Raw genomic sequence first — 23,263 nt, forward strand, 5'->3', positions numbered from 1 at the left:
CTGTCATATTGATTACCTTTCTCCTCGTTACATTTGCGCCCGTCGCGCGACCAGCCGCAAGAGTTTGGCTCGCGATCGCCATTTTTCAATTCGGAGAAAGCTTTGAACAAAAAAGCACTTACCACCGCTCTACTCGCTTCGGCAGCAGCTGCAGGAACCGCACACGCACAAAGCAGCGTCACGCTGTACGGCATCATCGACGCCGGTATCAGCTACGCAAACCACTCGAAGAACACGGCAGGCGGCTCGGACAAGCTCTTCAAGTATGACGACGGCGTTGCTCAAGGCAGCCGTTGGGGCATGCGCGGCACGGAAGATCTGGGCGGCGGCCTGAAGGCACTGTTCGTGCTCGAAAGCGGCTTCAACAGCGGCACGGGCGCATCGGGCCAAGGCGGCGCACTGTTCGGCCGTCAGGCATACGTGGGTGTGGCAAAGGACGGCATCGGTTCGGTGACTTTCGGTCGTCAATACTCGTTCTCGACCGACTACCTCGGCGGCAACTACTCGACGGGCGGCCTGACGGTTGCCGGTAACTACGCTTACCACATCAACGACGTGGACCAGCTGACGTCGAGCCGCATCAACAACTCGGTCAAGTTCACGAGCGCGAACTTCGCAGGCCTCACGTTCGGCGCGATGTACGGCTTCTCGAACCAGGCTGGCGCATTCGGCGGCGCTCCGGCAACGGGTACGGCGGCTAACCCCGTCGCAGGCTCGTCGCGCGCTTACAGCTTCGGCGTGAACTACGCGAACGGCCCGATCGGCGTTGGCGCAGCGTACACGGATATCCGCTTCCCGAGCCAGGCTACGCCGGCCTTCTCGACGACAATCGCGAACGTCAGCACGGGCACCGTGCGTGACCTGCGCACGTTCGGCCTCGGCGGCCGCTACATCCTCGGACCGGCAACGCTCTACGCGCTGTGGACGAACACGCACTTCGAGCCGATCACGGGCGCGTCGACGACGTTCAACAACTTCGAAGGCGGCGCCAAGTACGCGTTCACGCCGGCGCTGACGGGCGGCCTCGGCTATACCTACTCGCGTCTGACGGGCGCGACGACGGGCCACTTCAACCAGGTGGACGCGAGCGTCGACTACGCGCTGTCGAAGCGCACCGATGTGTATGTGCTGGGCATCTACCAGGACGCATCGGGCAAGACGGGCACGCAACCGATCCAGGCTCAGATCGGTTCGGCAACGTCGTACTTCAACACGTCGGGTTCGGGTTCGCAGAACCAGCTGGCGTTCCGCGTCGGCATGCGTCACAAGTTCTAAGCTGTATCGCACGCGAGGCCCTTCAGGGCGCTTCGTCTGCATGCAGATGGACTGGAAACGCCCCGTTTTTGCGGGGCGTTTTTTATTGCAGCGCCTGCTTCCGCTTTCCCCAATGCAAGGGCGTCAATCCGGCGTCACGAAAATCCGCACTTCGCCACTCGCTGCCGGCAGCGTGAACTCATGAATGCGGCCCGCGCGCACGTCGAACAGCAGCCGCTCCAGCCGTTCGATCCGCGCCGCCCTTTCGCCGCCGCTCATGCGGGCGACGTCACCCTGTTCCTGCAGCAGCGCCTGCCGCGCAGTCATGATGCGCGCGACCGCGCGCGATTTCGATGTGAAAACCTCTTCCATGCCGGGTACATCCTTCCGGCGGCGGCCAGGTTCGCCTGCCGCGCCAGCTACGTTCGTCGAAAAACTGCGCCCGCCTTTACCGGGCGCGCGACGATTTTATGAGCAGGCGCAAATTCTTGCCGTGACGCCGGCATGGCTCCCGACGGACAGGCCACGGCAGATCGATCAATCATTGATTATGATCAACATAAAAAACATTAACTATCATCAATAAATCAATCGGCCTACGCTGAAGTCATTCCAGCGCACAGCCTGGGACGAGCCAAAGGAGTCGATCATGAACGCCCTCGACAGATCGCTGCACCATCAGGTCGAGAAATGGCTCGCGCCCGGTCCGCAAGGACAGATCCGGGTGGTGGAATTCGGGCATCGCCGCAGGGATGGAACGCGCTACGCGCACGTCGAGGCTTCAACGACGCACGGTGCGCGCGCCATCTTCTTCTTTCGTCATCTCGACGGCGGCTGGTGCGTCTTTCCGCCTCATGCAGGCGGCCCGTCGATGGCGGCGCATCCGCTTATGTGCAGTTAGCCGGCCTCGAAGGGAGCGACGGTGAGTGGAAGTCGCACCGCCCTCCTGTCAGTTCGACGACACCAGTTCGGCGAACTTCTGCACGTCGACGTTGCCGCCGCTGATCAGCACGCCGATGCGCTTACCCTCCAAGCGATCCTTCATCTGACGCGCGGCCGCAAAACTCAGGCAGCCCGTCGGTTCGACCACGATCTTCATGCGCGCAGCAAAGAAACGCATGCAGTCGACGAGTTCGGCGTCGCTCGCGGTCAGCACGTCGGTGACGTCGCGCTGGATGATCGGGAACGTGTACTCGCCGAGATGCTGCGTCTGGGCGCCATCGGCGATGGTCTTCGGCGTGTCGATATGGACGATACTGCCCGAGCGGAAAGACTGCTGCCCGTCGTTGCCCGCTTCGGGTTCGACGCCGTACAGCGCGCAATCGGGAGACAGCGCACGCGTCGACAACGCCGAACCGGACAACAGCCCGCCGCCGCCGAGCGGCACGAAGAACGCATCCAGCGGGCCGACTTCCTCGAACAGTTCTTTTGCCGCCGTGCCCTGCCCTGCCATCACATCGGGGTGATCGTAGGGCGGAATCAGCGTAAAGCCATGCTTCTGTGCCAGATCGCGGCCGATCTGCTCGCGATCCTCCGTGTACCGGTCATAGAGAACGACGTTGCCACCGTAGCCCTTCGTTGCATCCACTTTCATTTGCGGCGCGTCCTGCGGCATCACGATCGTCGCGGGCATGCCGAGCAGACGCGCCGACAGCGCGACGGCCTGCGCATGATTGCCCGACGAAAACGCGACTACGCCGTGACGTCGCTGCTGCTCATCGAACCTGGACAGCGCGTTGAACGCGCCGCGAAACTTGAACGCGCCCATGCGCTGCAAGTTTTCGCACTTGAAGAACACTTCCGCACCGAACAGTTCGTTGACGGTCCGTGAAGTCAGAACGGGCGTGCGATGCGCGACGCCTTCGAGGCGCTTCGAAGCGGCAACGACGTCGTCATACGTGGGCAAGGGGAGCTTGGTCATGGGGAGTGTCGTGTGTTAAGCAGCGCGAGCATGGCGGCCATCGCCAGCAAGCGTGCGGACGAGCGGATGGGCAAGGTGCGCGATTGAATCGACGTGCAATTGCCCCGTCGGATTCTTCGCATTCTGATTAGACATATTGTCTATGTCAATACATTTTGTAAATCACCGTTTGCGCCACAGTGGCGGGTCCAGCGCGGCGCGCGCGGCATCGAGAAAAAGTCGGACTCGGGCGGGCATGCCTTTGCGCGTCGGCAGCAGCGCGACGATGGGCGCGGGCGCCATCCGCCATTGCGGCAGCAGCCGTTCGAGCTTGCCGCTCGCGATCAGCGCACTCGCATCCCATTCAGAGCGCACCATGACGCCGAGTCCACGCATCGCCCAATCGCCGATCACGCCGCCATCGTTCGACGACAGCGCGCCCGTCACGCGCACCGTGACCGGCTTGCCGTGCTTCGCCTTGCCCTTCGGTTCGGGCTCGAAACGCCATCGCGACACATCCTCGTCGTTCTCGCGAAGACACAGACAAGGCAGCTCCGCAAGCCGGGACGGATGCTCGAGCGTGTCGAGTCGAGCCGCCAGCCGCGGACTCGCACACAGAAAGCGCTCGTTCGGCGCGAGCACATGCGCGACCCACGACGAGTCTTTCATCTCGCCGATATGAATGACGACATCCGCACCTGCGCTGTCCGCGAGCGGATTGTCGGAGAGATTCAGGCTCGCTTTCACGTTCGGATAGGTCAGGTGAAAGTCTCTGAGAACGGGCGCGATATGAACGCGCCCAAAACCCAACGGCGCGACGATGCGCAAGCTCCCCGATACGGCCTGATGTTCGGAGGCGATCCGTTCGGGCAGCGTGTCGAGGCGTTCGAGCAGATCGATGGCTTCCTGCATCAGCCGCGTCCCCTCTTCCGTCAACGAAATGCCGCGCGCTTCGCGCACCGCGAGATGCACGCCGAGACGCTCTTCCAGCTTTTGCAGCCGCACAGTCAGCGCCGGCGGCGTGACGTCGAGCAGCCGTGCGGCGCCCGCGAGCGAATGCGTGGTGCCAAGCGCCCTGAACATGCGCATGTCGTCGAGATCGATCATTAAATCCAGCTAAATGGAACGTTGATGGAGCATTAACCACACTATAGCCCATCGCCCATATAGTAAATGACGCTCGCAGACCCGCTTCAGCGCAAGGAAACCACAGTGAATCTCGCCTCGCTCAATACGCCTGCCGCGATCGTCGATATCGACGCGATGACGCGAAACATCCAGCGCATGCAAACGCGGATGAACGCGCTCGGCGTCCAGTTCCGGCCTCACGTGAAGACGACCAAATGCAATCAGGTCGTGCAGGCCCAGCTGGACGCCGGTGCAAAAGGGATCACCGTTTCCACGCTGAAGGAAGCGGAGCAATTCTTTGCAGCGGGCATCGACGACATCGTTTATGCCGTCGCGATGGCGCCCAACAAGCTGGAGCAGGCAATGATGCTGCGCCGGCGCGGCTGCCGTCTGAAGATCGTCACGGACAGCGTGTCGTCGGCACAGGCCATCGCGGCATTCGGGAACACGCACGCGCAAGCGTTCGAGGTGTGGATCGAAGTGGACGTCGACGGACATCGCTCGGGTATCGCTCCCGACGACGATCTGCTGCTCGACGTCGGCCGCGTTCTTCACGAAGGCGGGATGCGGCTGGGCGGCGTGCTCGCGCACGCGGGCTCGAGCTACGACTACAACTCGACGGACGATCTGGAGCGGATCGCGGAACAGGAACGCGCCGGCTGCGTGCGTGCGGCCGAACGTCTGCGCGCGGCGGGCCTGCCGTGCGACACCGTCAGCATCGGATCGACGCCGACCGCGCTCGCCGCACGGCACCTCGAAGGCGTGACGGAGGTACGCGCGGGCGTCTACGTGTTCTTCGATCTCGTCATGCACAACGTCGGCGTATGCGCGACCGGCGACATCGCGCTCAGCGTGCTGACCACGGTGATCGGTCATCAGGAGAACAAGGGCTGGGCGATCGTCGACGCGGGCTGGATGGCGATGAGCCGCGACCGCGGCACGCAACGTCAGCAACGCGACTTCGGATACGGTCTCGTGTGCAACGAGGAAGGCGTGCCACTCGAAGGCTATGTGATGAGCGCCGCGAATCAGGAACACGGCATCGTTTCGCGCATCGGCGAGCCGGACACGGCAATTGCGGCGCGGCTGCCCGTCGGCACGCGGCTGCGCATTCTGCCCAATCATGCGTGCGCAACGGGTGCCCAGCATCCCGCTTATCACGCGTTGTCACGCGACGGCACGGTGTCCGAGTGGCCGAGATTCTATGGCTGGTAAGTGCAAAAACAAGCGCCGCGATGACGCGTCACTTTGCGTCGTTGTACACCGTCGCACGTGAGACGCCCAGGTGGGCAGCAATGATCTCCATCGACTTGCGCACTTCGAGAAAGCCCGCCTGCTTCAGTTCCTGCATCAACGCGCGCCGCTGCTCCGTCTTCAGCGCCTGAGGCGTCGTGGCGAGCGAGATCGCAAACTGATCGATGCGCTCGCGCAGCGCTTCCGCATTCGCGGGATCGAGCGACTCTTTCGCGCCGACGCCCGAGGCCGTGCAGAACTGCTCCAGCATGTTCTGGATGCCGCGAAACAGATTCAGATCGACATTCAGACACAGCGCGGCGATATAGCGGCCCGTCGAGTCCTTGATACCGACCGACGTGCTCTTCGCGCGCCGGCCGTCGCCGAACTGGTTCGGATAGTTGCTGAGCAGTTGCGGATAGTCGTCGTCCGCGATCCGCGCGAGTCCGAGTTCCGTCGCCGGATCGCCGACTGAACGCCCGGACAGATTGTTGTGAATCGCGAGAATCGCGTGCCCTGGGTCGCGCAGGTCGTGCACGACGACTTCGCAAAACGGCGCGAACGTCTGCCCCAGACCGTCAGCAATCTGCTTGACCTGATCGATCAGCGACGCCTGCTCCCTCTCCAAAGCGCTTTTCTTCATGGTAGACGTTTCATCTAAAGTTACCAATATTGTACAGATAACCGTCTGCAAGAGAAGCAGCCGCGACAGGCGTCCGATTCATTTCTCTTGAACGCGACCAGGCATCGCCTATAGTCGTCTGATGCATGACGCATTCATCGCGCTCAAAACCGGCATGGCAGCCGGAGCGCCGCGTGTCATCGCAAACGAGTGAGCCCGTCATGTGCAACAAGTATGAATATCCGCGGCAATACAAGGACTCGGGCCGCCGGCGATTTCTCCGGCTGTCGGCCACTGCGGCGCTGGCGTCGCTCGCTCCTGCCGTGTTGCTGCCTGTCGCCGCGAACGCGGATGCGTTGACCAAAGCCCAGCGCGACAGCATGACGCCGCAACAGATCATCGACGACATGAAACGCGGCAATGCGCGCTTCCAGAAGGGCGAGCGCAAGCCGCGCAACTATCTGCGCGAGCAACGCGCCAGCGCGTCGGGACAATATCCCGCAGCCGTCCTTCTCAGTTGTATCGATTCGCGCGCGCCCGCCGAAGTGATCATGGATCTCGGCATCGGCGATATCTTCAACTGCCGCATTGCGGGCAACGTCGCGAACAGCGACATCCTCGGCAGCATGGAGTTTGCGTGCAAGCTGTCGGGCGCGAAGGTCGTCGTCGTGATGGGCCACACGTCCTGCGGCGCGATCAAGGGCGCCATTGCGAACGCCGAGCTGGGCAATCTCACGGGCTTGCTCGACAAGATCAAGCCGGCCGTGCAGGCCACCGCGTACAGCGGCGAGCGCACCGCGACGAACTATGCGTTCGTGAATGCCGTCGCGCGCAAGAACGTCGAGATGACCATCGCGGACATCCGCCGCGACAGTCCCGTGCTCGCCGACATGGAGAAGCAAGGCGCGATCATGATCGTCGGCGCGATGTACAACCTCAGCACGGGGGCGCTGGAGTTTCTGGGCTGACCTGGGTCATGACCTGGCGCCAAGACCTGGGCCCGACTCGTAGGGCAACTGCGTTTTCTGTTACCCTGCGCCCTTTCTCTCAGCCTGAACCCGTCAAGATGGAATCCCCTTTCAACGAACGCGGCGTGTCGGTCACGCGTAACGCGCTGTCAGCAGCCGGCCAGATCTTTCCGTTGCGCGACATCCAGCAGGTGCGCGTCGTCACCGTGCAGAAGAACAAGCTCGTGCCATGCGCGATCTCGGTGATCGGCGCTGCGGCTGCCATCGTGGGCGGCGTGCTGTCGTCGTCGTTGGGGATCGTGACGGGCGTGATGCTGATCGTCGTCGGCTGGCTCACGTGGATCACGCAGGACGTCACGCACCGGCTGATGGTGAAGTCGGGCGGCAGCGAGCGCGAAGCGTTGTCCAGCGTCGATCTGTCCTTCGTCGAACGCGTGGCGCAAACGGTGCGCGACGCGCTCGGCGCCGCCGCCGCGCCCAAAAGCTGAGCGTTCGGCGATCCTGCGCAACATAGCCGTCTTTACACAAAATTGACGGCCCGCATGATTCCTTTAGCACCTGCTTGAGACGCCGCCCGCTACAGTGGACGCGTCCCAACAGCCGCGCCGCCCGCTTCGCGGCGGCGCATCGACGATGCATACCGTGATCGCTTCTTCGCGCACCGCTCCACGCCGCACCTCTTCCCTCGATATCGAAACGCAGCCTGCACTGTCGCTCGTCACCATCGACGTCACCGTGCCCGGCATTTCGTCTACTTCGGGCCGCCGCGCATTGCTCGCCGCGCTCGGCGAAGGCGTGCGGCTGTTCGTGATGGCCGTCGACAAACGCAACGACTGCATCACGTTTCGCATCGACGTGATGGCGAGGAGCGTCGGCGATGTGGTCGGCGTACTCGCAGGCGCATTGCGCCGCGCGACGATCGGCCGGGTGCGCGCGATCTGCCTCGCGCAGTCGATCGTTCAACATCACTGAACGAAGCTCGCCGCGCATTCACACATTTTTGCAGGTAGCGACGACCGCCCGCGTAGAGTCGGCGGTCCTCTCATTCGCGTGCCCTCGCGCCCAGCCGGCGCGCGCCGTCGAGCCCGACCGGCCGCGCGGCTGTCATCGGGGTCACGCACTTCTGCAAGGTGTGTGCGATGTCTGTCCATTTCATCCGGCGCATGGCCGGCTTTGCGGGCGCGCTGATCGCGCTCGCGCTCACGGCCTGTTCGACGCCGATCACCACGCCCGTTCCGCCCGAGACGCAAGCAAGCCTCATCAACGAAGGCCGCGACGGCCTGCTCGTGCCACTGCGCGCAGAACGCAGCGACGTGCGCGGCCGCACGTCGATCGGCCTGCCCGTGCAGCTGGACGGCAAGGCCGTCTATCTGATGCTGGACACGGGCACGCGCGGCGCACGCGTGCTGTCGTCGGTGTTGCCGCGCTCGAATTATCCGGCGGCGGGCGCGCGCTCCACACTGGCCTTCGCCACCGATGCACAGGTTTCCGGCGCGGCCGTCACCGTGCCGCTGAGCATCGGCGGCACGAAACCGATGAACATAGACGTGCAAGCCGTCGACCAGGTCAGCTGCCTGAAGATCGACAAGCACTGCGTCGCGCAGGACGGCTACACGGGCGAGTTCGGCTGGGCCTTTTCGGGCATTCTCGGCGTCGGCGCCGACGGCGCGCACGACGACCCGGGTCATGCCTGCTGCACGCAGCCGCTGCGTGCGTTGCCCGCGAACATCGGCCAGCGCTATCTGGTGCGCGCGCGGCTCGACCGGCCGTTTCTCGTGCTGAGCCCTTCGAATACGCTGACGAAGGACTTCACGCTTGTCCCGCTCGCGATGGACAAGGACGGCTCCGCGCGATGGCCGACGGGCTGCGTGCAGGTGGGCAACAAGATGCGTTTTTGCGCGCCCGTCGTGTTCTCCACGGGCGGCACCGACATGATCCGCATCGAAACCGACAAGGCGCCCGACTGGACCGGCGATGTCGACGAGCGCATGAAGCTTGCGCAAGGCAACTACGACGTCGTGCTAGGCGTCGGCGACTGGGCACACCGCTTCAACGACGCGCAAACGACCATCGTGAAGGCCGCACCCGGCGCGAACCGCATCGTGGTCGGGCTGATGTCGCTGCAGAACATCGATTTGCTGTTCGACTTCGCGCAGGGTCAGTTGGGCCTGCGCGCGTCGCGCGATATCGAGCGGATGGGCGGCTAAGCCACATCCGGCACCGCAATCCAGACAGAAAGCCGCCGCGCGATGCAACGCATCGCGCGGCGGCTTTTTTCCAGCAAGTCTCAGTACATGGGCCTCACTCGAGTTCGAGCGGCTTCACATTCCAGATCTCACGCGCGTACTCCGCGATCGTGCGGTCCGACGAAAACTGCCCCATACCCGCGACGTTTTCGATTGCACTGCGCGTCCAGCCCTGGCGGTCGACATAACGCTTGTCCACTTCGTCCTGCGACTTCGCGAAGTCCGCGAAGTCGGCGAGCACCATGTAGTGATCGCCCCAATCGACGAGCGTATGGAAGATGTCCGAGAAGCGCAGCGGATTGTCGGGCGAGAAGTAGCCGGTGCGAATCTGGTCGAGCGCCATCTTCAGCTCGGCGTTGTGCTCGTAGATTTCGCGCGGCCGATACCCCGTCGCGCGCAATTCGTCGACCTGATCCGCCGTGTGCCCGAAGATGAAAATATTCTCGCGCCCGACGGCATCGCAGATCTCGATGTTCGCGCCGTCCATCGTGCCGATCGTCAGCGCGCCGTTCAACGCGAGCTTCATGTTGCCCGTGCCCGACGCTTCCGTGCCCGCCATCGAAATCTGTTCGGACAGATCCGCAGCCGGAATGATCAGCTCGGCCACGCTGACGCCATAGTTCGGCACGAACACCACCTTCAGCCGGTCGCCGATCACGGGATCGCTGTTCACGGTCTTGCCGATATCGCCGATCAGCTTGATGATCGTCTTCGCCATCCGGTACGCGGACGCCGCCTTGCCCGCGAACATCACGACGCGCGGCACCCAGTCGCGCTCGGGATGCGCGCGAATGCGGTTGTAGCGGACGATCACATGCAGCGCATTGAGCAACTGCCGCTTGTACTCGTGAATGCGCTTGACCTGCAAATCGAACATCGCGTCCGGGTCGAACGTCATCTTCGTATGATGCTGAAGGCGCTGGATCAGACGCAGCTTGTTCTGCCGCTTCGCTTCATGGAACGCGTGAACGAAAGACGGGTCTTCGCGCAGATCGCGCAGCTTGCCGAGTTCGAACAGATCGCGCCGCCAGTGCGTGCCGATCTGTTCGTCGATCAGCTTCGACATCGACGGACTCGACTGTGCTAGCCAGCGGCGCGGCGTCACGCCGTTCGTGACGTTCGTGAAGCGCTCGGGCCAGATCTTCGCGAAGTCCGCGAAGATGTCGCGCGTCATCAGTTGCGAATGCAGTTTCGACACGCCGTTCACCTTCTGGCTCGCGACGATGGCCAGATGCGCCATGCGCACGCGCCGCTGTCCATACTCATCGACGAGCGAAATGCGCCGGATCATGTCGACGTCGTGCCCCGAATGCTCGCTGACGTGCTTCAGAAACTCGGCGTTGATCTCGAAGATGATTTCGAGGTGGCGCGGCAGCAGGCGAGCAAGCGTTTCCACGTCCCACGTTTCGAGCGCTTCGGGCATCAGCGTGTGATTCGTATACGAGAACATCTGCTGCACGTCTTTCCATGCCTTTGCCCACGGCAAGTGATGCACGTCGACGAGCAGACGCATCAGTTCGGGGATCGCGAGCACCGGGTGCGTGTCGTTCAGATGCACGGCGACCTTTTCGGCGAACCGGCCGAACGTGCTGTGCGTTCGCTGGTAGCGGCGGATCAGATCCTGCATCGTCGCCGACACGAAGAAGTATTCCTGACGCAGACGCAATTCGCGGCCCGCCGGCGTCGAGTCGTCGGGATACAGCAGGCGCGACACGTTCTCCGACATGTTCTTCGCATCGACGGCACGGCGATAGTCGCCCTGGTTGAAAGCGGACAGATCGAGTTCTTCCGTTGCGCGCGCGGACCACAGACGCAGCGTGTTCGTCGCGCTCGTCGCGAAGCCGGGAATCACGGTGTCGTACGCCATCGCGTTGACGTGCTGCGTTTCGATCCATTCGACATGACCGTCGCGCTGCACCGTGCGTCCGCCGAAATGGACGATGTACTGCACCTCGGGACGCGGAAATTCCCACGGATTACCCGCGCGCAGCCAGTAATCGGGCGTTTCGATCTGTTCGCCGTCGACGATCTGCTGCCTGAACATCCCGTATTCGTAGCGGATACCGTAGCCGAAGCCCGGAATGCCGAGCGTCGCCATCGAATCCAGAAAGCAGGCGGCGAGGCGCCCAAGGCCGCCGTTGCCGAGCGCGGCATCGGGTTCGAGATCGGTCAGCGCTTCCATGTCGACGCCAAGACCCGCAAGCGCTTCCTTCATCTGATCGTAGATGCCGAGCGCGAGCAGCGCGTTCGTGAACGTGCGGCCGATCAGGAATTCCATCGACAGGTAATACACGCGCTTCACGTCCTGCTCGTATTGCAGGCGCGTGGTCTTCATCCAGCGCGCGACGAGCCGGTCTCGCACGGCGAGCGCCGCGGCGTGCAGCCAGTCTTGCGGGCGCGCGGTCACGGCGTCCTTGCCGACGCCGTACATCATGCGGTTGGAAATCGAGCGCCGCAGCGCGTCGACGGTACTGTTGAGCTGGTCGAATTCCAGATCCACCGCTGTCATCGAAGCCTCCGGTAAAACGACGCGGCGCGCGCCGAAAGTCTTGCCTGTCAGGTGCGGGCGGGGTGCGGGCGGCGCGGCCGGTCTGGTGGACAAATAAGCAGAGTAGGACATTTTGCGTCGTCCCGCGTCTGCGTCCGTTACGTTGTCGAAAAGCCCGTCAAACCATGCAGACACGGCGCGCGGCCGTGCAGTTCCGCGATCGACGGGCGAGATTCTGCCTGCGTTCCTCCGATGTCCTTGCGACGGGCACGATGCCGGTGCAGATGGCCCGCTTCCTTGCACTAGTATGGATGAGTAAAAAGGCGGTCCTGAGACAGCAGCGCCGTGCTGCGTGCCTGCCAGGGCCACTGAAGTGCCGCTGGCTCCGGCGTGCTCCGATGGAGGTCGACATGAACGCACAATCCGTGCTCGGTATCATCCATGCGCAGGAATTGCTGATCGTCTCGCTCGTCCGCGCGCTGCCGCCAGGCGAGCGGCGCAAGGTATCCGACGAGTTTCAAGGTCAGGTCGAACTGGCCGAAGCGCCTCATCTGAGCGACGGCCACGACCGCGAGATGGTGGATGCATTCAGGGCGCATATCCGCAAGCTGTCGATTCTGCTCGCTTCGTGTAGCTGAACGCTTCGCTTGCGTCGTCGCTTGCGTCTTTCCCGCGCTCGCCGTGCGCGATTTGTCCTTGCGGCGCGGTGCTGACAGTTAGTTGCAACCAACGCGCGTCGGCGGACAACGCTTGCAACGAGCTTTCATGCCGGCCGTTTTTGCGCGGCGCCCGGCACGATCTACGCCACTCTGTAACAATCGCTTCATTCGCATTGGATGCACGGGTCGCGCTGCGATCCAGCCCATGCCGATGCATGCCCGCCCGTTCCTAGCAGAGCCACCCTTGTCCGAGAACACAACCAATCCGGCTCGCGTCGCCGACGCGCCCATGTCCGCCGGTCACCGTTTTGCGATGGCGGCGATCATGCTCTCCGTCGCGCTCGCCTCGCTCGATACCGCCATCGCCAACACGGCGCTGCCCGCCATGGCCGCGGACCTGCACGCGAAGCCGGCGGCATCGGTATGGATCATCAACGCGTATCAGCTGGCGATGGTCGCGACGCTGCTCCCGCTCGCGGCGCTCGGCGATATCGTCGGGCATCGGCGCATCTATATCGGCGGGATCGGCGTGTTCACGGTGGCTTCGCTCGCCTGCGCGCTGTCGCCCACGCTGCCCCTGCTGGCGGGCGCGCGGGTCGTGCAGGGACTCGGTGCGGCGGCCATCATGAGCGTCAACACGGCGCTCATCAGGCATCTGTATCCGCCACATCAACTCGGACGCGGCGTCGGCCTGAACGCGCTGGTGGTGGGCGTGTCGTTTGCGGTGGGGCCGACGGTGGCGTCGCTGATTCTGTCCGTGGCCGACTGGCCGTGGCTGTTCGCCGTCAACGTGCCGCTCGGCGTGCTGGCGCTGTCGTTCGCGTTGCCGGGGCTGCCGCGCACGCCGCGCGGCACGCATCACTTCGACCGCGTCGCCGCGCTGTTGAACGTGATCACGTTCGCCGCGCTGATTTTCGCGCTGGGCGAAGCCGCGCAGCGCGCACCGTCGGCCATCGTGCTCGGCGCCGCGGCCATCGCGATCGTGTTCGGCGCGCTGCTGATGCGTCGCGAAGCCGGCCACCCTGCGCCGATGCTGCCCGTCGATCTGTTCAAGCTGCCCGTGTTCGCGCTGTCGGCAGTGACGGCCGTGTGCTCGTTCGCCGCGCAAGGGCTTGCGTTCGTCTCGCTGCCCTTCTATTTCGAAGACGTCCTGCATCGCAGCCAGGTGGAAACCGGTTTCCTGATGACGCCTTGGCCCGTGGTCGTCGCGCTGGCCGCGCCGTTCGCAGGCCGGCTGTCGGACCGCTATCCGCCGGGACTGCTCGGCGCGATCGGCCTGGCAATCTTGTGCGGCGGAATGGCTTCGCTCGCGATGCTGCCCGCGCACCCGCCCGTGATCGACATCACGATCCGCATGGCGATCTGCGGCGCGGGCTTCGGCTTCTTCCAGTCGCCGAATCTGAAAGCGCTGATGGCGAGCGCGCCGCCGAATCGCAGCGGCGGCGCAAGCGGCATCATCGCGACTTCGCGGCTGATCGGACAGACGACGGGCGCGGCGCTCGTCGCGCTGAGTTTCAGCGTTGCCGGACGTCACGGTCCGACGCTTTCGCTCGCGGCAGGCGCGTTGTTCGCAGGCGCCGCGAGCATTGCCAGCGGCTTGCGCCTCTTTGCACCGTCGCATCGGGCGCAAACGGTAGTGACGGCGGTCAGGGCAAAAGAACAATAGACGGCGACGGCGAGCGTCGAGCCCGCCGCAGCACGCACATCAGCGCGCATCAGCGCACATCAGCGCGCGAAATACTCCTTCACGGCCGTCACGAACGTATCGATATCCGCGCGCGACACGTCCATATGCGTGACGAAACGCGACGCGTACAGCATCTGCGTGAGGATGCCGCGTTCCTTGAGCCACGCTTCGAGCGGCGCGCAGTCCTTTTGCGGGAACTGCGCGAACACCATGTTGGTGGCCTGCGACTGCACTTTCACCTGATCGATCTGTGCGAGTCCCGCTGCGAGATGCGCGGCGTTGTCGTGATCTTCTGCGAGACGCTCGACGTTGTTATCGAGCGCATACAGACATGCCGCCGCCAGCACGCCTGCCTGGCGCATGCCGCCGCCCAGCACCTTGCGCCAGCGATGCGCGACGTCGATCAGCGCCTTGCTGCCGACCAGCACCGACCCCACTGGCGCGCCCAGACCCTTCGAAAAGCAGATGGAAATGCTATCGAACGGCGCGCACAGCGCCTCGACCGGCTGCTTCGACGCGACGGCTGCATTGCAGACGCGCGCGCCGTCGAGGTGCGTCGCGAGCCCGCGATCGCGCGCGAGCTGCGTCGCCTCCGCGACATAGCCCGCCAGCAGCACCTTGCCGCCGATCGTGTTTTCCAGCGCGAGCAGACGCGTGCGCGCGAAGTGATTGTCGATGGGCTTGATCGCGGCCACGATCTTGTCGAGCGGCAGCGAACCGTCCAGCGCGTTGTCGAGCGGCTGCGGCTGGATGCTGCCCAGCACGGCCGCGCCGCCGCCTTCGTATTTGTACGTGTGCGCGGCCTGGCCGACGATGTATTCGTCGCCGCGCGCGCAATGCGCCATCAGCGCGGCGAGGTTGCTCTGCGTGCCGCTCGGGAAGAACAGCCCCGCCTCCTTGCCCGCGCGCTCGGCAACCGTGGCTTGCAGGCGCAAGACCGTCGGGTCGTCGCCCCAGACGTCGTCGCCCGTTTCGGCGGCTGTCATCGCGGCGAGCATGTTCTTGCCCGGACGGGTCACGGTATCGCTGCGCAGATCGATCATGTGCTTTTCCTCGAGGATGACGGGGCGCCCGGCGTACAACGGCACGACGCTTGAAGGGCGCGATTGAATCCGCAGAGTGTATCAACTCCGCCGGGGAAGAGCAGATCGGCCGAATGGCCAGGCGCTCAACGGGCAGCCGTGAACGCGGCTGCGCTCAAGGCGTTTCGAGCGCGGGTTCCTGCGAGTCGAAGGTGTCGGTGAAGGCCTCGAAGTCTTCGATCGGCAACGGCCGGCAGAACAGATAGCCCTGATACGCGTGACAGCCCGCGTCGGCGAGGAACTGGCGCTGCGCCTGCGTCTCGACGCCCTCGGCGATCACGCCGAGGCCGAGACTCTGTGCAAGCGCAACGATCGTGCGCGCGATCACGGCGTCGTTCGGATCGTCGAGCACGTCGCGCACGAACGACCTGTCGATCTTCAGTTGCCCGAGCGGCAAGCGCTTCAGATACGACAGCGACGAATAGCCGACGCCAAAGTCGTCGAGCGAAAACACGACGCCCTTGGTGCGCAGCAGCGTCATCTTGCGGATGATGTCCTCGACGTTGTCGACCAGCACGCTCTCCGTCAGCTCGAGCTTCAGACGGCTCGGATCGGCGCCCGTGCGGGCCAGTGCGTCGAGCACGCTGGTCACGAAAGTGTCCTCGCGAAGCTGCTGCGCGCTCACGTTGACGGCGATCGACAGATGCGCGCGGTCCGCGCGCATCGACCACTGCGCGAGCTGCCGGCAGGCTTTATCGAGCACCTTGTCGCCGAGCGCCAGAATCAGGCCCGTTTCCTCCGCGAGCGGAATGAATTCGGCGGGCGGCACGAGTCCGTGCTGCGGATGCTGCCAGCGCACGAGCGCCTCGGCCCCCGTCACGCGGTTGCCGTTGAACACCTGCGCCTGATAGTGCACGAGCAGCTGGTCTTCGTCGATCGCGCGGCGCAGCGCCGCTTCCAGCGCAGCGCGTTCCATCACGACCGTCTGCATGGCCGGGTCGAAGAAGCAGATCGCGTTGCGCCCGCTTTCCTTCGACTTGTACATCGCGAGATCGGACTGCTTCAGCAGTTCGTCGATCGAGGTTTCGTGGCCCGTGAAAAGCGTCGCGCCGATGCTCGCCGTCGTGCGGAACTCGGTGCCCGCGAGATAGTACGGGTTGGACAGCGCGGCCAGCACTTTTTCGGCGGCGCTCTCGGTCTCGCTCGCAGCTTCGTCGCGATTGCGGCTCAGATCGCTGAGCACGATCACGAACTCGTCGCCGCCCATGCGCGCGACCGTATCGCCTTCGCGCACGCTCGCCAGCAGCCGCCCCGCGACCTGGCCCAGCAGCATGTCGCCCTTGTCGTGGCCGAGCGTGTCGTTGAGCGTCTTGAAGTTGTCGAGATCGACGAACAGCAGCGCGCCGTGCGTATGGTTCTGCGCGCTCAGCGCGATGACCTGCTTCAGCCGGTCGCGCAACAGCGTGCGGTTGGGCAGATGCGTGAGCGCGTCGAAGAATGCAAGTTCCTTGATCTGTTCTTCCGCGAGCTTGCGTTCCGTGATGTCGTAGTGCGTGCCGATGTAATGCGTGACGCGGCCGTCGTCGGCCTTCACGGCCGTGATGGTGAGCCACTTCGGATAGATCTCGCCGTTCTTGCGGCGATCCCAGATCTCGCCTTGCCATCCGCCCACGCCGCGGATCGTCTCCCACATCTCGCGAAAGAACGCGGCATCGTGACGGCCTGAACTGAGCAGACGCGGGTTCCTGCCGATCACGTCTTCAGCCGTGTAACCGGTGCATTTCGTGAACGCCGAATTGACGCGCAGGATCGTGCCGTCGGCGTCCGTCACCATCATGCCTTCGAGCGAATCGAAGGCGACGGCCGCGATGCGCAGTTCGGCCTCGCTCTCTCGCACTTCCGCCGTCATCTTCGACGCGAGCCGCATCGCGCGGCTGCGGCCGCTCGCGAGGCTCCATGCGAGCAGCGCGAGCAGCAGGCTCAGCCCCGCGCCCGTGCAGGCGATCAGCAGCTTCGCGTTGTGCCCGAAACGCGCCTTGAAGTCGGGCAGCGCGGTCATCGACAGCGTCCAGTCGTGGCCGCCCACCACCAGGTATTCGTTCGCCGAGATCACTTCGCGCTGCTTCGGCTCCGACGAGCGGTACAGCAGCGATTCCGGCGACGGCTGCGTGCCGTCGTAGATCGACAGAAAGAGCCCCGGCGGCTGGTCGCCGTACAGACTGGCCAGCACGTCGCGCATGCGAAACGCCGCGTAGACCCAGCCGAGCAGATGCACGCGGCGATCCTCGACGGTGTCTTGCGGCGCGCCGCGTTCGTAGACGGGCAGATACATCACGAAGCCGGCCACGGGACGCGCACCCGAATCCGACGCCAGCTGCACCTTGCCCGATACGACGGCGAGGCCCGAGTCGCGCGACTTCTCCATCGCCAGGCGGCGCACGGGGCTCGCCCACGAGTCATAGCCGAGCAGCGCATTGGGATCGGCGTACACGGGCTCGCGTGCGACGACGGGCGCATAGCCGTCGCGCTCGCCGGGCGGATCGATTGAGTAGTGCCTGCCGATGCGTCCGTGCATTTCGGCGATGTGCGCATCGTGCTGTTGCGCGGGCACCCATTGCACGACACCGAGCGCCTGCATGCCCGCGATGCTTGCGTCGGCATTGACCGCGCCGACGTAGCCGTGAAATGCGTCGAGATCGAGCGAGCCGCGCGCCGCGAACATGCCCTGCACGCCGCGCAGCATCTGTTCGTAGGTTGCCATCCGCTGCTCGATGCGGCTGACGGCATCGCCCAGCGCGAAATTGAATTCGGACAGCAGCTCGCGCCGCACGGCCTGACGCTCGTGATCCCACACTGACCAGGTGATCGTCAACCCGGTCAGCAGAATCACCAGCGGCAACAGGACGACGCGCGCGCGGCTCATCGCGGCAGTGTGAAATCGACCATCGAATCCGCCAGTTCAGGTTTGAAATATTTCCTGAAAATGCGGCGCACCGTGCCGTCCGCGCGCATCTCTTCGACGAGCGCGCGCCACTTGTCCCGCTCTTCCGGCGACAACGCCCTCTTCGACATGATGAGGCCGTGCGGCGTGGCGGGATCGTTGAATTCGATAATGGAGGTGATGTCGCGGATGCGCTTCTCATCCAGCGCCGGATAGTCGAACGGCTCGATGATCATCCCCTGAATGCTGCCGCGCATCAGCGCCTGATAGAGCGGGTCCAGTCCGCCCGCCTGACTGACGCGATTGGCTGCGGCAAGCGTATCGACCAGTTCGTTGGCGGACTGACCATACCGGAAGCTTCGGATGACGCCAAGCTGAAACTTGTCGTTGTGTTCAAAATCGGACAGTTGCCGGATGCCGGCATCCTTGCGCACGAGCAGATAGAACCTGTCGCTGAAGTACCACGCGAATGACGCGTACTGCTCGCGCTCTTCGTTGGTGATGCCGGACAGGCTGAAATCGAGCGCACCCGATTCGATCACTTTCCATATGCGCGCCCGCGACATCAGACTGACGCGGATTTCGCAGCCGCTGCGGCGGGTCAGTTCGTCGGCGAAATCCTTGTCGATGCCCGCGTTGGTGTCCTGCGAATAGAGCAGTCCATGATCGTGCAGCGCAAGCGTGAACGGACGCGTGCAGTCGGGGCCGCCCGCGAACGTGCGAGTGCTGGCGGCTGCCAGCGTGAGCGCGATTAGCAAGCCGATGAATCCGCGGTGAATCACGGTGACGCTCCCCGTCGTTGGGTGGTGAGTGCTGTGGCCGTCCCGGACAGCCGATCGCTCGTGAGTCGATTGGCGAGCCTACGCGAAAACGGATCATTCGGGTTAACGGCAAAAATACCGGCTGACTTGACCCGGTGTTTGCCCTGAGATTTGCCTGGTATTTACGCGGCCTTTGCGCGTATATCGGATGCCCTGCCGCCCGCGCTCACGCGACCGTTGCCACGAAAATCGCGTTGTTGACGGCATGCAGCAGCATCGGCATCGCGAGGCCCTTCGTCTTCTTCGCGAGCCAGCCGGCCACGAGCGCCAGCAGGAACAGATAGGCGAACGCGCGGAAGTCCTGATGCATGGCGGCAAACACGACCGCCTGAATCACGTTCGACCAGCGGAAGCCGAGATGCCGCGACAAGCCGCCCAGCAGTCCGCCGCGAAACACCAGTTCTTCGATGACGGGCACGGCCACGCACAGAATCGCGACGGCAAGCGGCAGCGAGCCCATTGCCTTCGCCCCGACCACGATCGATTGCGCGAACGACACGACGCTCGTGTCCGCGACGTGCGGTGCGTGCGACGCCGTTGCCCAACGCAGCACGTTGATGCTGAGAACGGCGGCCGCGGGCAGTATCCACTTCGGCTTCCATGCGCCGCCGCCCCACAGGCCGCGCCACGCGATGCCCTGACGATCCATGCGAGGCCTGCCGCGACGAACAGCAGCGTCCACAGGTAGGCGATCACGAGATCGCTCTGCCAGCCGACGCGCCCTACCTTGTCCTTCACCTGCGCGATCAGCGCTGTTCCCGAATGAAACGACATCACCAGCCAGAGCACGACCGAGAACAGGCCGAGCGCATACCACGCATGCCTGAGCCCGATACCCGCGAAGAGCGGTTCGGAAATCTTGCCCTTGCGCAAGCGGACCACGCCGCGATAGTGAACGGGAAACATCAGCAGGCCCGGCAGGCAAGCGATGACAGCGACCGTCAACAGGCAGCTGAAGGCGAGCGGAATCAGCTCGCGCGTGAAGGCGACGGCGGGGTTCAGGGACAGCAGATGCGCGTAAGCCGATACGAGGCGCGCTGCGTTGTGCGTACGCGAATATTCGTCGGCGATCACGGCGGCAGCGGCGTTGGCGTCGTGCGTATCGAACGCGACGTCCAGGCGCAATTGGCGCAAGCCGGGGGGATCGTTCCTGACAGGCGTTTTGTCGGCCGACAGGACGGACTGCGCAGCCGTCGACTGACCCGCGTGCTGCAGCGCGCGGGCGCGGGTGTAGGTGTCGATCTTCAGGTTCGCGTTGTCGGCGCGGCGCAGTTCGTCGAGCGCGGCTGCGGGCGTCAGCGCGTCGACGGCGGCGTTGATCCGGCGCGACTCCAGCCAGGCCGCCTTCGCGACGGGCGACGCCGCCAGCAGCGCAACGCCTTCCTGGATCTTGCCGTGCGTGCCGAGATAGCGGACGGCCTCCAGCAATTGCGGGCTGTCCGGGTCGAGATGCGCAGCGATGACCGCTTCTTCGCCGGCTCGCTTCTCGTCTTTCTGCATCGCATACGCGCGCGAAAGCGCCGCGTGGAGGCGCGCCTTCTGCGCCGTCGTCCAGCCAGCCGAACGCGCGACGAGCGGCTCGCCGAAACTGGCGGCGTCCTTGCCGAAACGCTGTTCGAGCAGGAACAGCAACACGTCGGCATTCGACGGAAACTGCTTGTCGAGGCGGGTCCGGCAAGCGTCGAGATCTTTCGACGCAACCTCCGCCCACGTCAGATCCTCGGACCACGCGTAGCGCTGGATGAACGTGCAGCGCGCGATGGCGAGCGCGGCGTCGCCGGGCTGCTGTTTTTGCGCGGCGTCGTAGGCGTCGAGCACTTTCCTGTAGGCCGCCTGCTGGTGGTTCGAGACGAGTCCGGATGCGCGGTCGGCGGAGTGCAGCAGATCGGGCGTGGGTAGTATGTCGGCGGCGTGACAGAACTGGAACTGGCAAAGCAGCGCCACACCCCACCCCAGCAGATACGTGCGGATCGGCTTCATGGCTAGGTGGACAGCATGCCCGAATGGATGCGCGCCGGACGAGGCGCGGCGTTCGCCGGCCGTCCCGCGGAGGCGTCCGATGTGACCGTCACGCCTTGCACCATCACGCACAGCACGAAGCCGAGCACCTGAAGGAAGCGCGCGGCGGAAAAGAAATTCTCTTTGAGATCGACGCGATAACGGATCGCCGAGCCGTTCGCCAGCTTGCCTGTCGCATACACGGTGTTGTCGGGCAGCGTGAATATCGCGGACAGCGCGCTGGAGACAAAACGCGCAATGAGGAGCGCGCCGAGCGCGGCCGCGCCGATGTGCAATTCGAGCATCCAGCGCGGCTGGCCGGACATGTCGATCCATGACGCGTCCGCCAGATTGGCATACGCCGACGCGCCCCCGCAGACCGTCGCGAACAGACACGATATCAGCCAGGACCGTGGCGTCCCCGCTTCTCTCAGATAGTTGTACATGACTCCTGTCTCGCAGAACGCGATCTGCGCGATGCGTGGCTCGCTTTGCACACACGGATCGCACAGCGCTCGAACATGCTTACGGCAAGAGCTTCGCGAAACTTTAGATACACACGGCGCGAGCGGGTCTGCAGGAATCGATTTGACCGTGCGAATCGACGACGCAAAAGCAACGCGCCCGCGACCTTGAAGATCGCGGGCGCGTAAAACGCCTGCCTGAAGCCGAGAAGACGCCTACTCAGTGCCCCAGCGATTCGAGCTTGGCCGCCGCTACGTCGCTGACTTGCGGCCGCGCCATCTGCTTGATCAGCAGCGCGACGCACGCGACCAGGCCGGCAATCGCGATTGTCGCGAACACACCCGCGAACGTGAAGTGCCGGCGCGTCAGTTCCGCGACCAGGAACGAACCGGCAATCCCGCCGAAGCGCCCGACGCCGAGCATCCACGCGACACCCGTGCCGCGCCCTTCCGTCGGATAGAACGCAGCCGCGAGTGCGGGCATCGACGATTGCGCGGTGTTCATCAGCACGCCGGAGAGGAACACGATCGCGACGAGTGCGCCAACGTTGCCCGCCGCCTGGCCGATGAAGTACACGCTGACGGCCGTCAGCGCATAGCACACGGCAATCACGCGATTCGCGTTGAAGCGGTCCATCAGCACGCCGCACAACACCGCGCCGACGCCGCCGAGCGGGAACAGCGCCGAAATCAGCGTCGCGCTCTTCGGCGTGAGACCGGCGTCCTTCAGCAGGATCGGCATCCAGTTGATCGACGCGTAGAAGATCACGAGGCCCATGAAGTACGTGACCCACAGCATCACCGAACCGACGATGTACGAACGCGACAGCACGACGCCGAGACCCTTGCTGCCCGTCTGCGGCGCCGTTTCCGTCATCACGAACGAACCGGCGTTCATCGCCTGCTGCGAAATGCGCGCGAGCGTCGCGCGAATCCGCTCGACAGGCTGATTGCTCGCGACCATGAAGCGCACCGACTCCGGCATCTTCAGCAGCAACGCGATGCCTAGCAGCAACGGCGTCACGCCGCCGAGCATCAGCACGCTGCGCCAGCCGAAGTGCGGAATCATCCACGCGGCAAGGAAGCCGCCGAACGCCGCGCCAAGCGGAAAGCCGCAGAACATCAGGTTGACCACCGTCGCGCGCCGGCGGTCCGGACAGAACTCGCCCATCATCGTGACCGCATTAGGCATCGCCGCGCCGAGACCGACACCCGTGATGAAGCGCAGCACCGTCAGCGTGCCGATGCTCGATGAAAAGGCAGACGCGAGACACGCAATGCCGAACACGAACACCGACGTGAGCAGCAGCGAGCGTCGTCCGAGCCGATCGGACAGCGGACCCGAACCGAGCGCGCCGCACGCGAGGCCGAACAGCGCGGCGCTCAGCACGGGCGCGAGGTCCGGCTTCGAGAGTCCCCACTCGGTCAGCAGCGACGGCGCGATGAAGCCGATCGCCGCCGTGTCGAAACCATCCAGCAGGACGATCACGAAACACATGAAAAACACGAGCCATTGGAAACCGCCGAACGGCTGCTCATTGATGAACGTCTGAACGTTCACGACGGAAGTGCGGTTCATCGCCTTGTCTCCAGCTACGCGGCGCAGTGCACATGCTGCGCCTGTCACTCTATATTGCCTCAGAAGCGAGGCACGAAATTCACGTTTGCGGCGAAGTTCGCGGCAAACACAGTTGTTCGCATATCGCACAATCTTTCAGATTGCGAACACTTTAGCCTTTCGCGCCGATGAGCGTCAATGAAGGGTTATTACTGATGGAGCGGCTTCCAGGTCCGGCCGGAACCATGGAGCGCATACATGCGAGAGCGCGTTC

The 23,263-nt window shown here is 64.2% G+C and carries 22 protein-coding genes; 10 read left to right on the forward strand and 12 right to left on the reverse strand.

The features are described from left to right. Positions 1-102 precede the first annotated feature (102 nt). A complete protein-coding gene (locus FRZ40_RS20700; RefSeq protein WP_028369542.1) occupies positions 103-1,275 on the forward strand; it encodes a porin in 1,173 nt (390 codons plus the stop codon). 123 nt (positions 1,276-1,398) lie between these two features. Here FRZ40_RS20700 and FRZ40_RS20705 read toward each other — a convergent pair whose 3' ends face one another. After that, positions 1,399-1,581, reverse strand: a complete 183-nt coding sequence (locus FRZ40_RS20705) for a hypothetical protein (protein WP_240057246.1) — start codon at positions 1,579-1,581, stop codon at positions 1,399-1,401. Between FRZ40_RS20705 and FRZ40_RS44450 the strand changes: the two genes are divergently transcribed. After that, a complete protein-coding gene (locus tag FRZ40_RS44450; protein WP_167528673.1) occupies positions 1,580-1,840 on the forward strand; it encodes a hypothetical protein in 261 nt (86 codons plus the stop codon). The genes FRZ40_RS20705 and FRZ40_RS44450 overlap by 2 nt on opposite strands. Positions 1,841-1,903: 63 nt before the next feature. Continuing rightward, positions 1,904-2,155 carry a hypothetical protein gene (locus FRZ40_RS20710; protein ID WP_147235427.1) on the forward strand — a complete coding sequence of 84 codons (252 nt, stop codon included), beginning with the start codon at positions 1,904-1,906 and terminating at the stop codon, positions 2,153-2,155. A 48-nt stretch (positions 2,156-2,203) separates the two neighbouring features. On the opposite strand, the gene FRZ40_RS20715 is transcribed toward FRZ40_RS20710, so the two are convergent. Continuing rightward, entirely contained in the window at positions 2,204-3,175 is a 972-nt protein-coding gene (locus FRZ40_RS20715) for a threo-3-hydroxy-L-aspartate ammonia-lyase (protein ID WP_147235428.1), read from the reverse strand. 162 nt (positions 3,176-3,337) lie between these two features. Next, positions 3,338-4,261, reverse strand: a complete 924-nt coding sequence (locus tag FRZ40_RS20720) for a LysR family transcriptional regulator (RefSeq protein ID WP_147235429.1) — start codon at positions 4,259-4,261, stop codon at positions 3,338-3,340. A 105-nt stretch (positions 4,262-4,366) separates the two neighbouring features. Here FRZ40_RS20720 and FRZ40_RS20725 point away from each other — a divergent pair, with 105 nt between their 5' ends. Further along, a complete protein-coding gene (locus FRZ40_RS20725) occupies positions 4,367-5,497 on the forward strand; it encodes a DSD1 family PLP-dependent enzyme (RefSeq protein WP_147235430.1) in 1,131 nt (376 codons plus the stop codon). A gap of 28 nt (positions 5,498-5,525) precedes the next feature. On the opposite strand, the gene FRZ40_RS20730 is transcribed toward FRZ40_RS20725, so the two are convergent. Then, complete coding sequence (locus FRZ40_RS20730) at positions 5,526-6,158, reverse strand: helix-turn-helix transcriptional regulator (protein ID WP_028369536.1); 633 nt, start codon at positions 6,156-6,158, stop codon at positions 5,526-5,528. 200 nt (positions 6,159-6,358) lie between these two features. Here FRZ40_RS20730 and FRZ40_RS20735 point away from each other — a divergent pair, with 200 nt between their 5' ends. From FRZ40_RS20735 to FRZ40_RS20750, 4 genes are all read left to right on the forward strand, one after another. Next, positions 6,359-7,105 (forward strand): carbonic anhydrase family protein, encoded by a 747-nt coding sequence (locus FRZ40_RS20735; RefSeq protein WP_147235431.1) that lies wholly within the window; start codon positions 6,359-6,361, stop codon positions 7,103-7,105. A gap of 98 nt (positions 7,106-7,203) precedes the next feature. Continuing rightward, a complete protein-coding gene (locus FRZ40_RS20740; RefSeq protein WP_147235432.1) occupies positions 7,204-7,593 on the forward strand; it encodes a DUF6232 family protein in 390 nt (129 codons plus the stop codon). Between the two features lie 145 nt (positions 7,594-7,738). After that, the gene (locus tag FRZ40_RS20745) at positions 7,739-8,077 is read left to right on the forward strand and encodes a hypothetical protein (protein ID WP_147235433.1); all 339 of its coding nucleotides are present in this window, start codon (positions 7,739-7,741) and stop codon (positions 8,075-8,077) included. A gap of 167 nt (positions 8,078-8,244) precedes the next feature. Next, positions 8,245-9,312, forward strand: coding sequence for a DUF3443 family protein (locus tag FRZ40_RS20750; protein ID WP_147235434.1), 1,068 nt, complete (start codon positions 8,245-8,247; stop codon positions 9,310-9,312). 94 nt (positions 9,313-9,406) lie between these two features. Here the strand turns inward: FRZ40_RS20750 and FRZ40_RS20755 are convergent, their stop codons facing one another. After that, complete coding sequence (locus FRZ40_RS20755; RefSeq protein WP_147235435.1) at positions 9,407-11,860, reverse strand: glycogen/starch/alpha-glucan phosphorylase; 2,454 nt, start codon at positions 11,858-11,860, stop codon at positions 9,407-9,409. A gap of 389 nt (positions 11,861-12,249) precedes the next feature. Between FRZ40_RS20755 and FRZ40_RS20760 the strand changes: the two genes are divergently transcribed. Then, positions 12,250-12,477: a hypothetical protein gene (locus FRZ40_RS20760; RefSeq protein ID WP_147235436.1), complete on the forward strand. Its 228-nt coding sequence runs from the start codon at positions 12,250-12,252 to the stop codon at positions 12,475-12,477. Between the two features lie 310 nt (positions 12,478-12,787). Further along, a complete protein-coding gene (locus tag FRZ40_RS20765) occupies positions 12,788-14,164 on the forward strand; it encodes an MFS transporter (RefSeq protein ID WP_147236749.1) in 1,377 nt (458 codons plus the stop codon). 59 nt (positions 14,165-14,223) lie between these two features. On the opposite strand, the gene ltaE is transcribed toward FRZ40_RS20765, so the two are convergent. The 7 genes from ltaE to FRZ40_RS20795 form a co-directional block, all read right to left on the reverse strand. After that, complete coding sequence (gene ltaE / locus FRZ40_RS20770; RefSeq protein WP_028369528.1) at positions 14,224-15,228, reverse strand: low-specificity L-threonine aldolase; 1,005 nt, start codon at positions 15,226-15,228, stop codon at positions 14,224-14,226. 154 nt (positions 15,229-15,382) lie between these two features. Then, positions 15,383-18,130 (reverse strand): bifunctional diguanylate cyclase/phosphodiesterase, encoded by a 2,748-nt coding sequence (locus tag FRZ40_RS20775; RefSeq protein ID WP_147235437.1) that lies wholly within the window; start codon positions 18,128-18,130, stop codon positions 15,383-15,385. Then, positions 18,127-18,930, reverse strand: a complete 804-nt coding sequence (locus tag FRZ40_RS20780; RefSeq protein ID WP_028369526.1) for a substrate-binding periplasmic protein — start codon at positions 18,928-18,930, stop codon at positions 18,127-18,129. Before FRZ40_RS20780 ends, FRZ40_RS20775 begins: the two co-directional genes overlap by 4 nt. A 205-nt stretch (positions 18,931-19,135) precedes the next feature. After that, entirely contained in the window at positions 19,136-19,393 is a 258-nt protein-coding gene (locus FRZ40_RS45075) for a CPBP family intramembrane glutamic endopeptidase (RefSeq protein ID WP_240057247.1), read from the reverse strand. Further along, on the reverse strand, positions 19,303-20,949 hold the full coding sequence (locus tag FRZ40_RS20785; RefSeq protein WP_240057248.1) for a CPBP family intramembrane metalloprotease domain-containing protein: 1,647 nt from the start codon (positions 20,947-20,949) through the stop codon (positions 19,303-19,305). The genes FRZ40_RS45075 and FRZ40_RS20785 overlap by 91 nt, the downstream gene beginning before the upstream one ends. Before the next feature lie 2 nt (positions 20,950-20,951). Continuing rightward, a complete protein-coding gene (locus FRZ40_RS20790; protein ID WP_147235438.1) occupies positions 20,952-21,413 on the reverse strand; it encodes a hypothetical protein in 462 nt (153 codons plus the stop codon). 238 nt (positions 21,414-21,651) lie between these two features. Further along, positions 21,652-23,010 carry an MFS transporter gene (locus tag FRZ40_RS20795; protein ID WP_028369523.1) on the reverse strand — a complete coding sequence of 453 codons (1,359 nt, stop codon included), beginning with the start codon at positions 23,008-23,010 and terminating at the stop codon, positions 21,652-21,654. Between the last annotated feature and the right edge of the window lie 253 nt (positions 23,011-23,263).

Origin of the sequence: Paraburkholderia azotifigens (assembly GCF_007995085.1) — a bacterium.
Taxonomy (GTDB): domain Bacteria; phylum Pseudomonadota; class Gammaproteobacteria; order Burkholderiales; family Burkholderiaceae; genus Paraburkholderia; species Paraburkholderia azotifigens.

Coding starts and splice junctions, on each gene's coding strand:
- FRZ40_RS44450 (WP_167528673.1), top strand. CDS start 1,580: ATGATGCGCGCGACCGCGCGCGATTTCGATGTGAAAACCTCTTCCATG.
- FRZ40_RS20705 (WP_240057246.1), bottom strand. CDS start 1,581: ATGACTGCGCGGCAGGCGCTGCTGCAGGAACAGGGTGACGTCGCCCGC.
- FRZ40_RS20710 (WP_147235427.1), top strand. CDS start 1,904: ATGAACGCCCTCGACAGATCGCTGCACCATCAGGTCGAGAAATGGCTC.
- FRZ40_RS20715 (WP_147235428.1), bottom strand. CDS start 3,175: ATGACCAAGCTCCCCTTGCCCACGTATGACGACGTCGTTGCCGCTTCG.
- FRZ40_RS20720 (WP_147235429.1), bottom strand. CDS start 4,261: ATGATCGATCTCGACGACATGCGCATGTTCAGGGCGCTTGGCACCACG.
- FRZ40_RS20730 (WP_028369536.1), bottom strand. CDS start 6,158: ATGAAGAAAAGCGCTTTGGAGAGGGAGCAGGCGTCGCTGATCGATCAG.
- FRZ40_RS20735 (WP_147235431.1), top strand. CDS start 6,359: ATGTGCAACAAGTATGAATATCCGCGGCAATACAAGGACTCGGGCCGC.
- FRZ40_RS20740 (WP_147235432.1), top strand. CDS start 7,204: ATGGAATCCCCTTTCAACGAACGCGGCGTGTCGGTCACGCGTAACGCG.
- FRZ40_RS20745 (WP_147235433.1), top strand. CDS start 7,739: ATGCATACCGTGATCGCTTCTTCGCGCACCGCTCCACGCCGCACCTCT.
- FRZ40_RS20750 (WP_147235434.1), top strand. CDS start 8,245: ATGTCTGTCCATTTCATCCGGCGCATGGCCGGCTTTGCGGGCGCGCTG.
- FRZ40_RS20755 (WP_147235435.1), bottom strand. CDS start 11,860: ATGACAGCGGTGGATCTGGAATTCGACCAGCTCAACAGTACCGTCGAC.
- FRZ40_RS20760 (WP_147235436.1), top strand. CDS start 12,250: ATGAACGCACAATCCGTGCTCGGTATCATCCATGCGCAGGAATTGCTG.
- FRZ40_RS20765 (WP_147236749.1), top strand. CDS start 12,788: ATGTCCGCCGGTCACCGTTTTGCGATGGCGGCGATCATGCTCTCCGTC.
- ltaE (WP_028369528.1), bottom strand. CDS start 15,228: ATGATCGATCTGCGCAGCGATACCGTGACCCGTCCGGGCAAGAACATG.
- FRZ40_RS20775 (WP_147235437.1), bottom strand. CDS start 18,130: ATGAGCCGCGCGCGCGTCGTCCTGTTGCCGCTGGTGATTCTGCTGACC.
- FRZ40_RS20785 (WP_240057248.1), bottom strand. CDS start 20,949: ATGAAGCCGATCCGCACGTATCTGCTGGGGTGGGGTGTGGCGCTGCTT.
- FRZ40_RS20790 (WP_147235438.1), bottom strand. CDS start 21,413: ATGTACAACTATCTGAGAGAAGCGGGGACGCCACGGTCCTGGCTGATA.
- FRZ40_RS20795 (WP_028369523.1), bottom strand. CDS start 23,010: ATGAACCGCACTTCCGTCGTGAACGTTCAGACGTTCATCAATGAGCAG.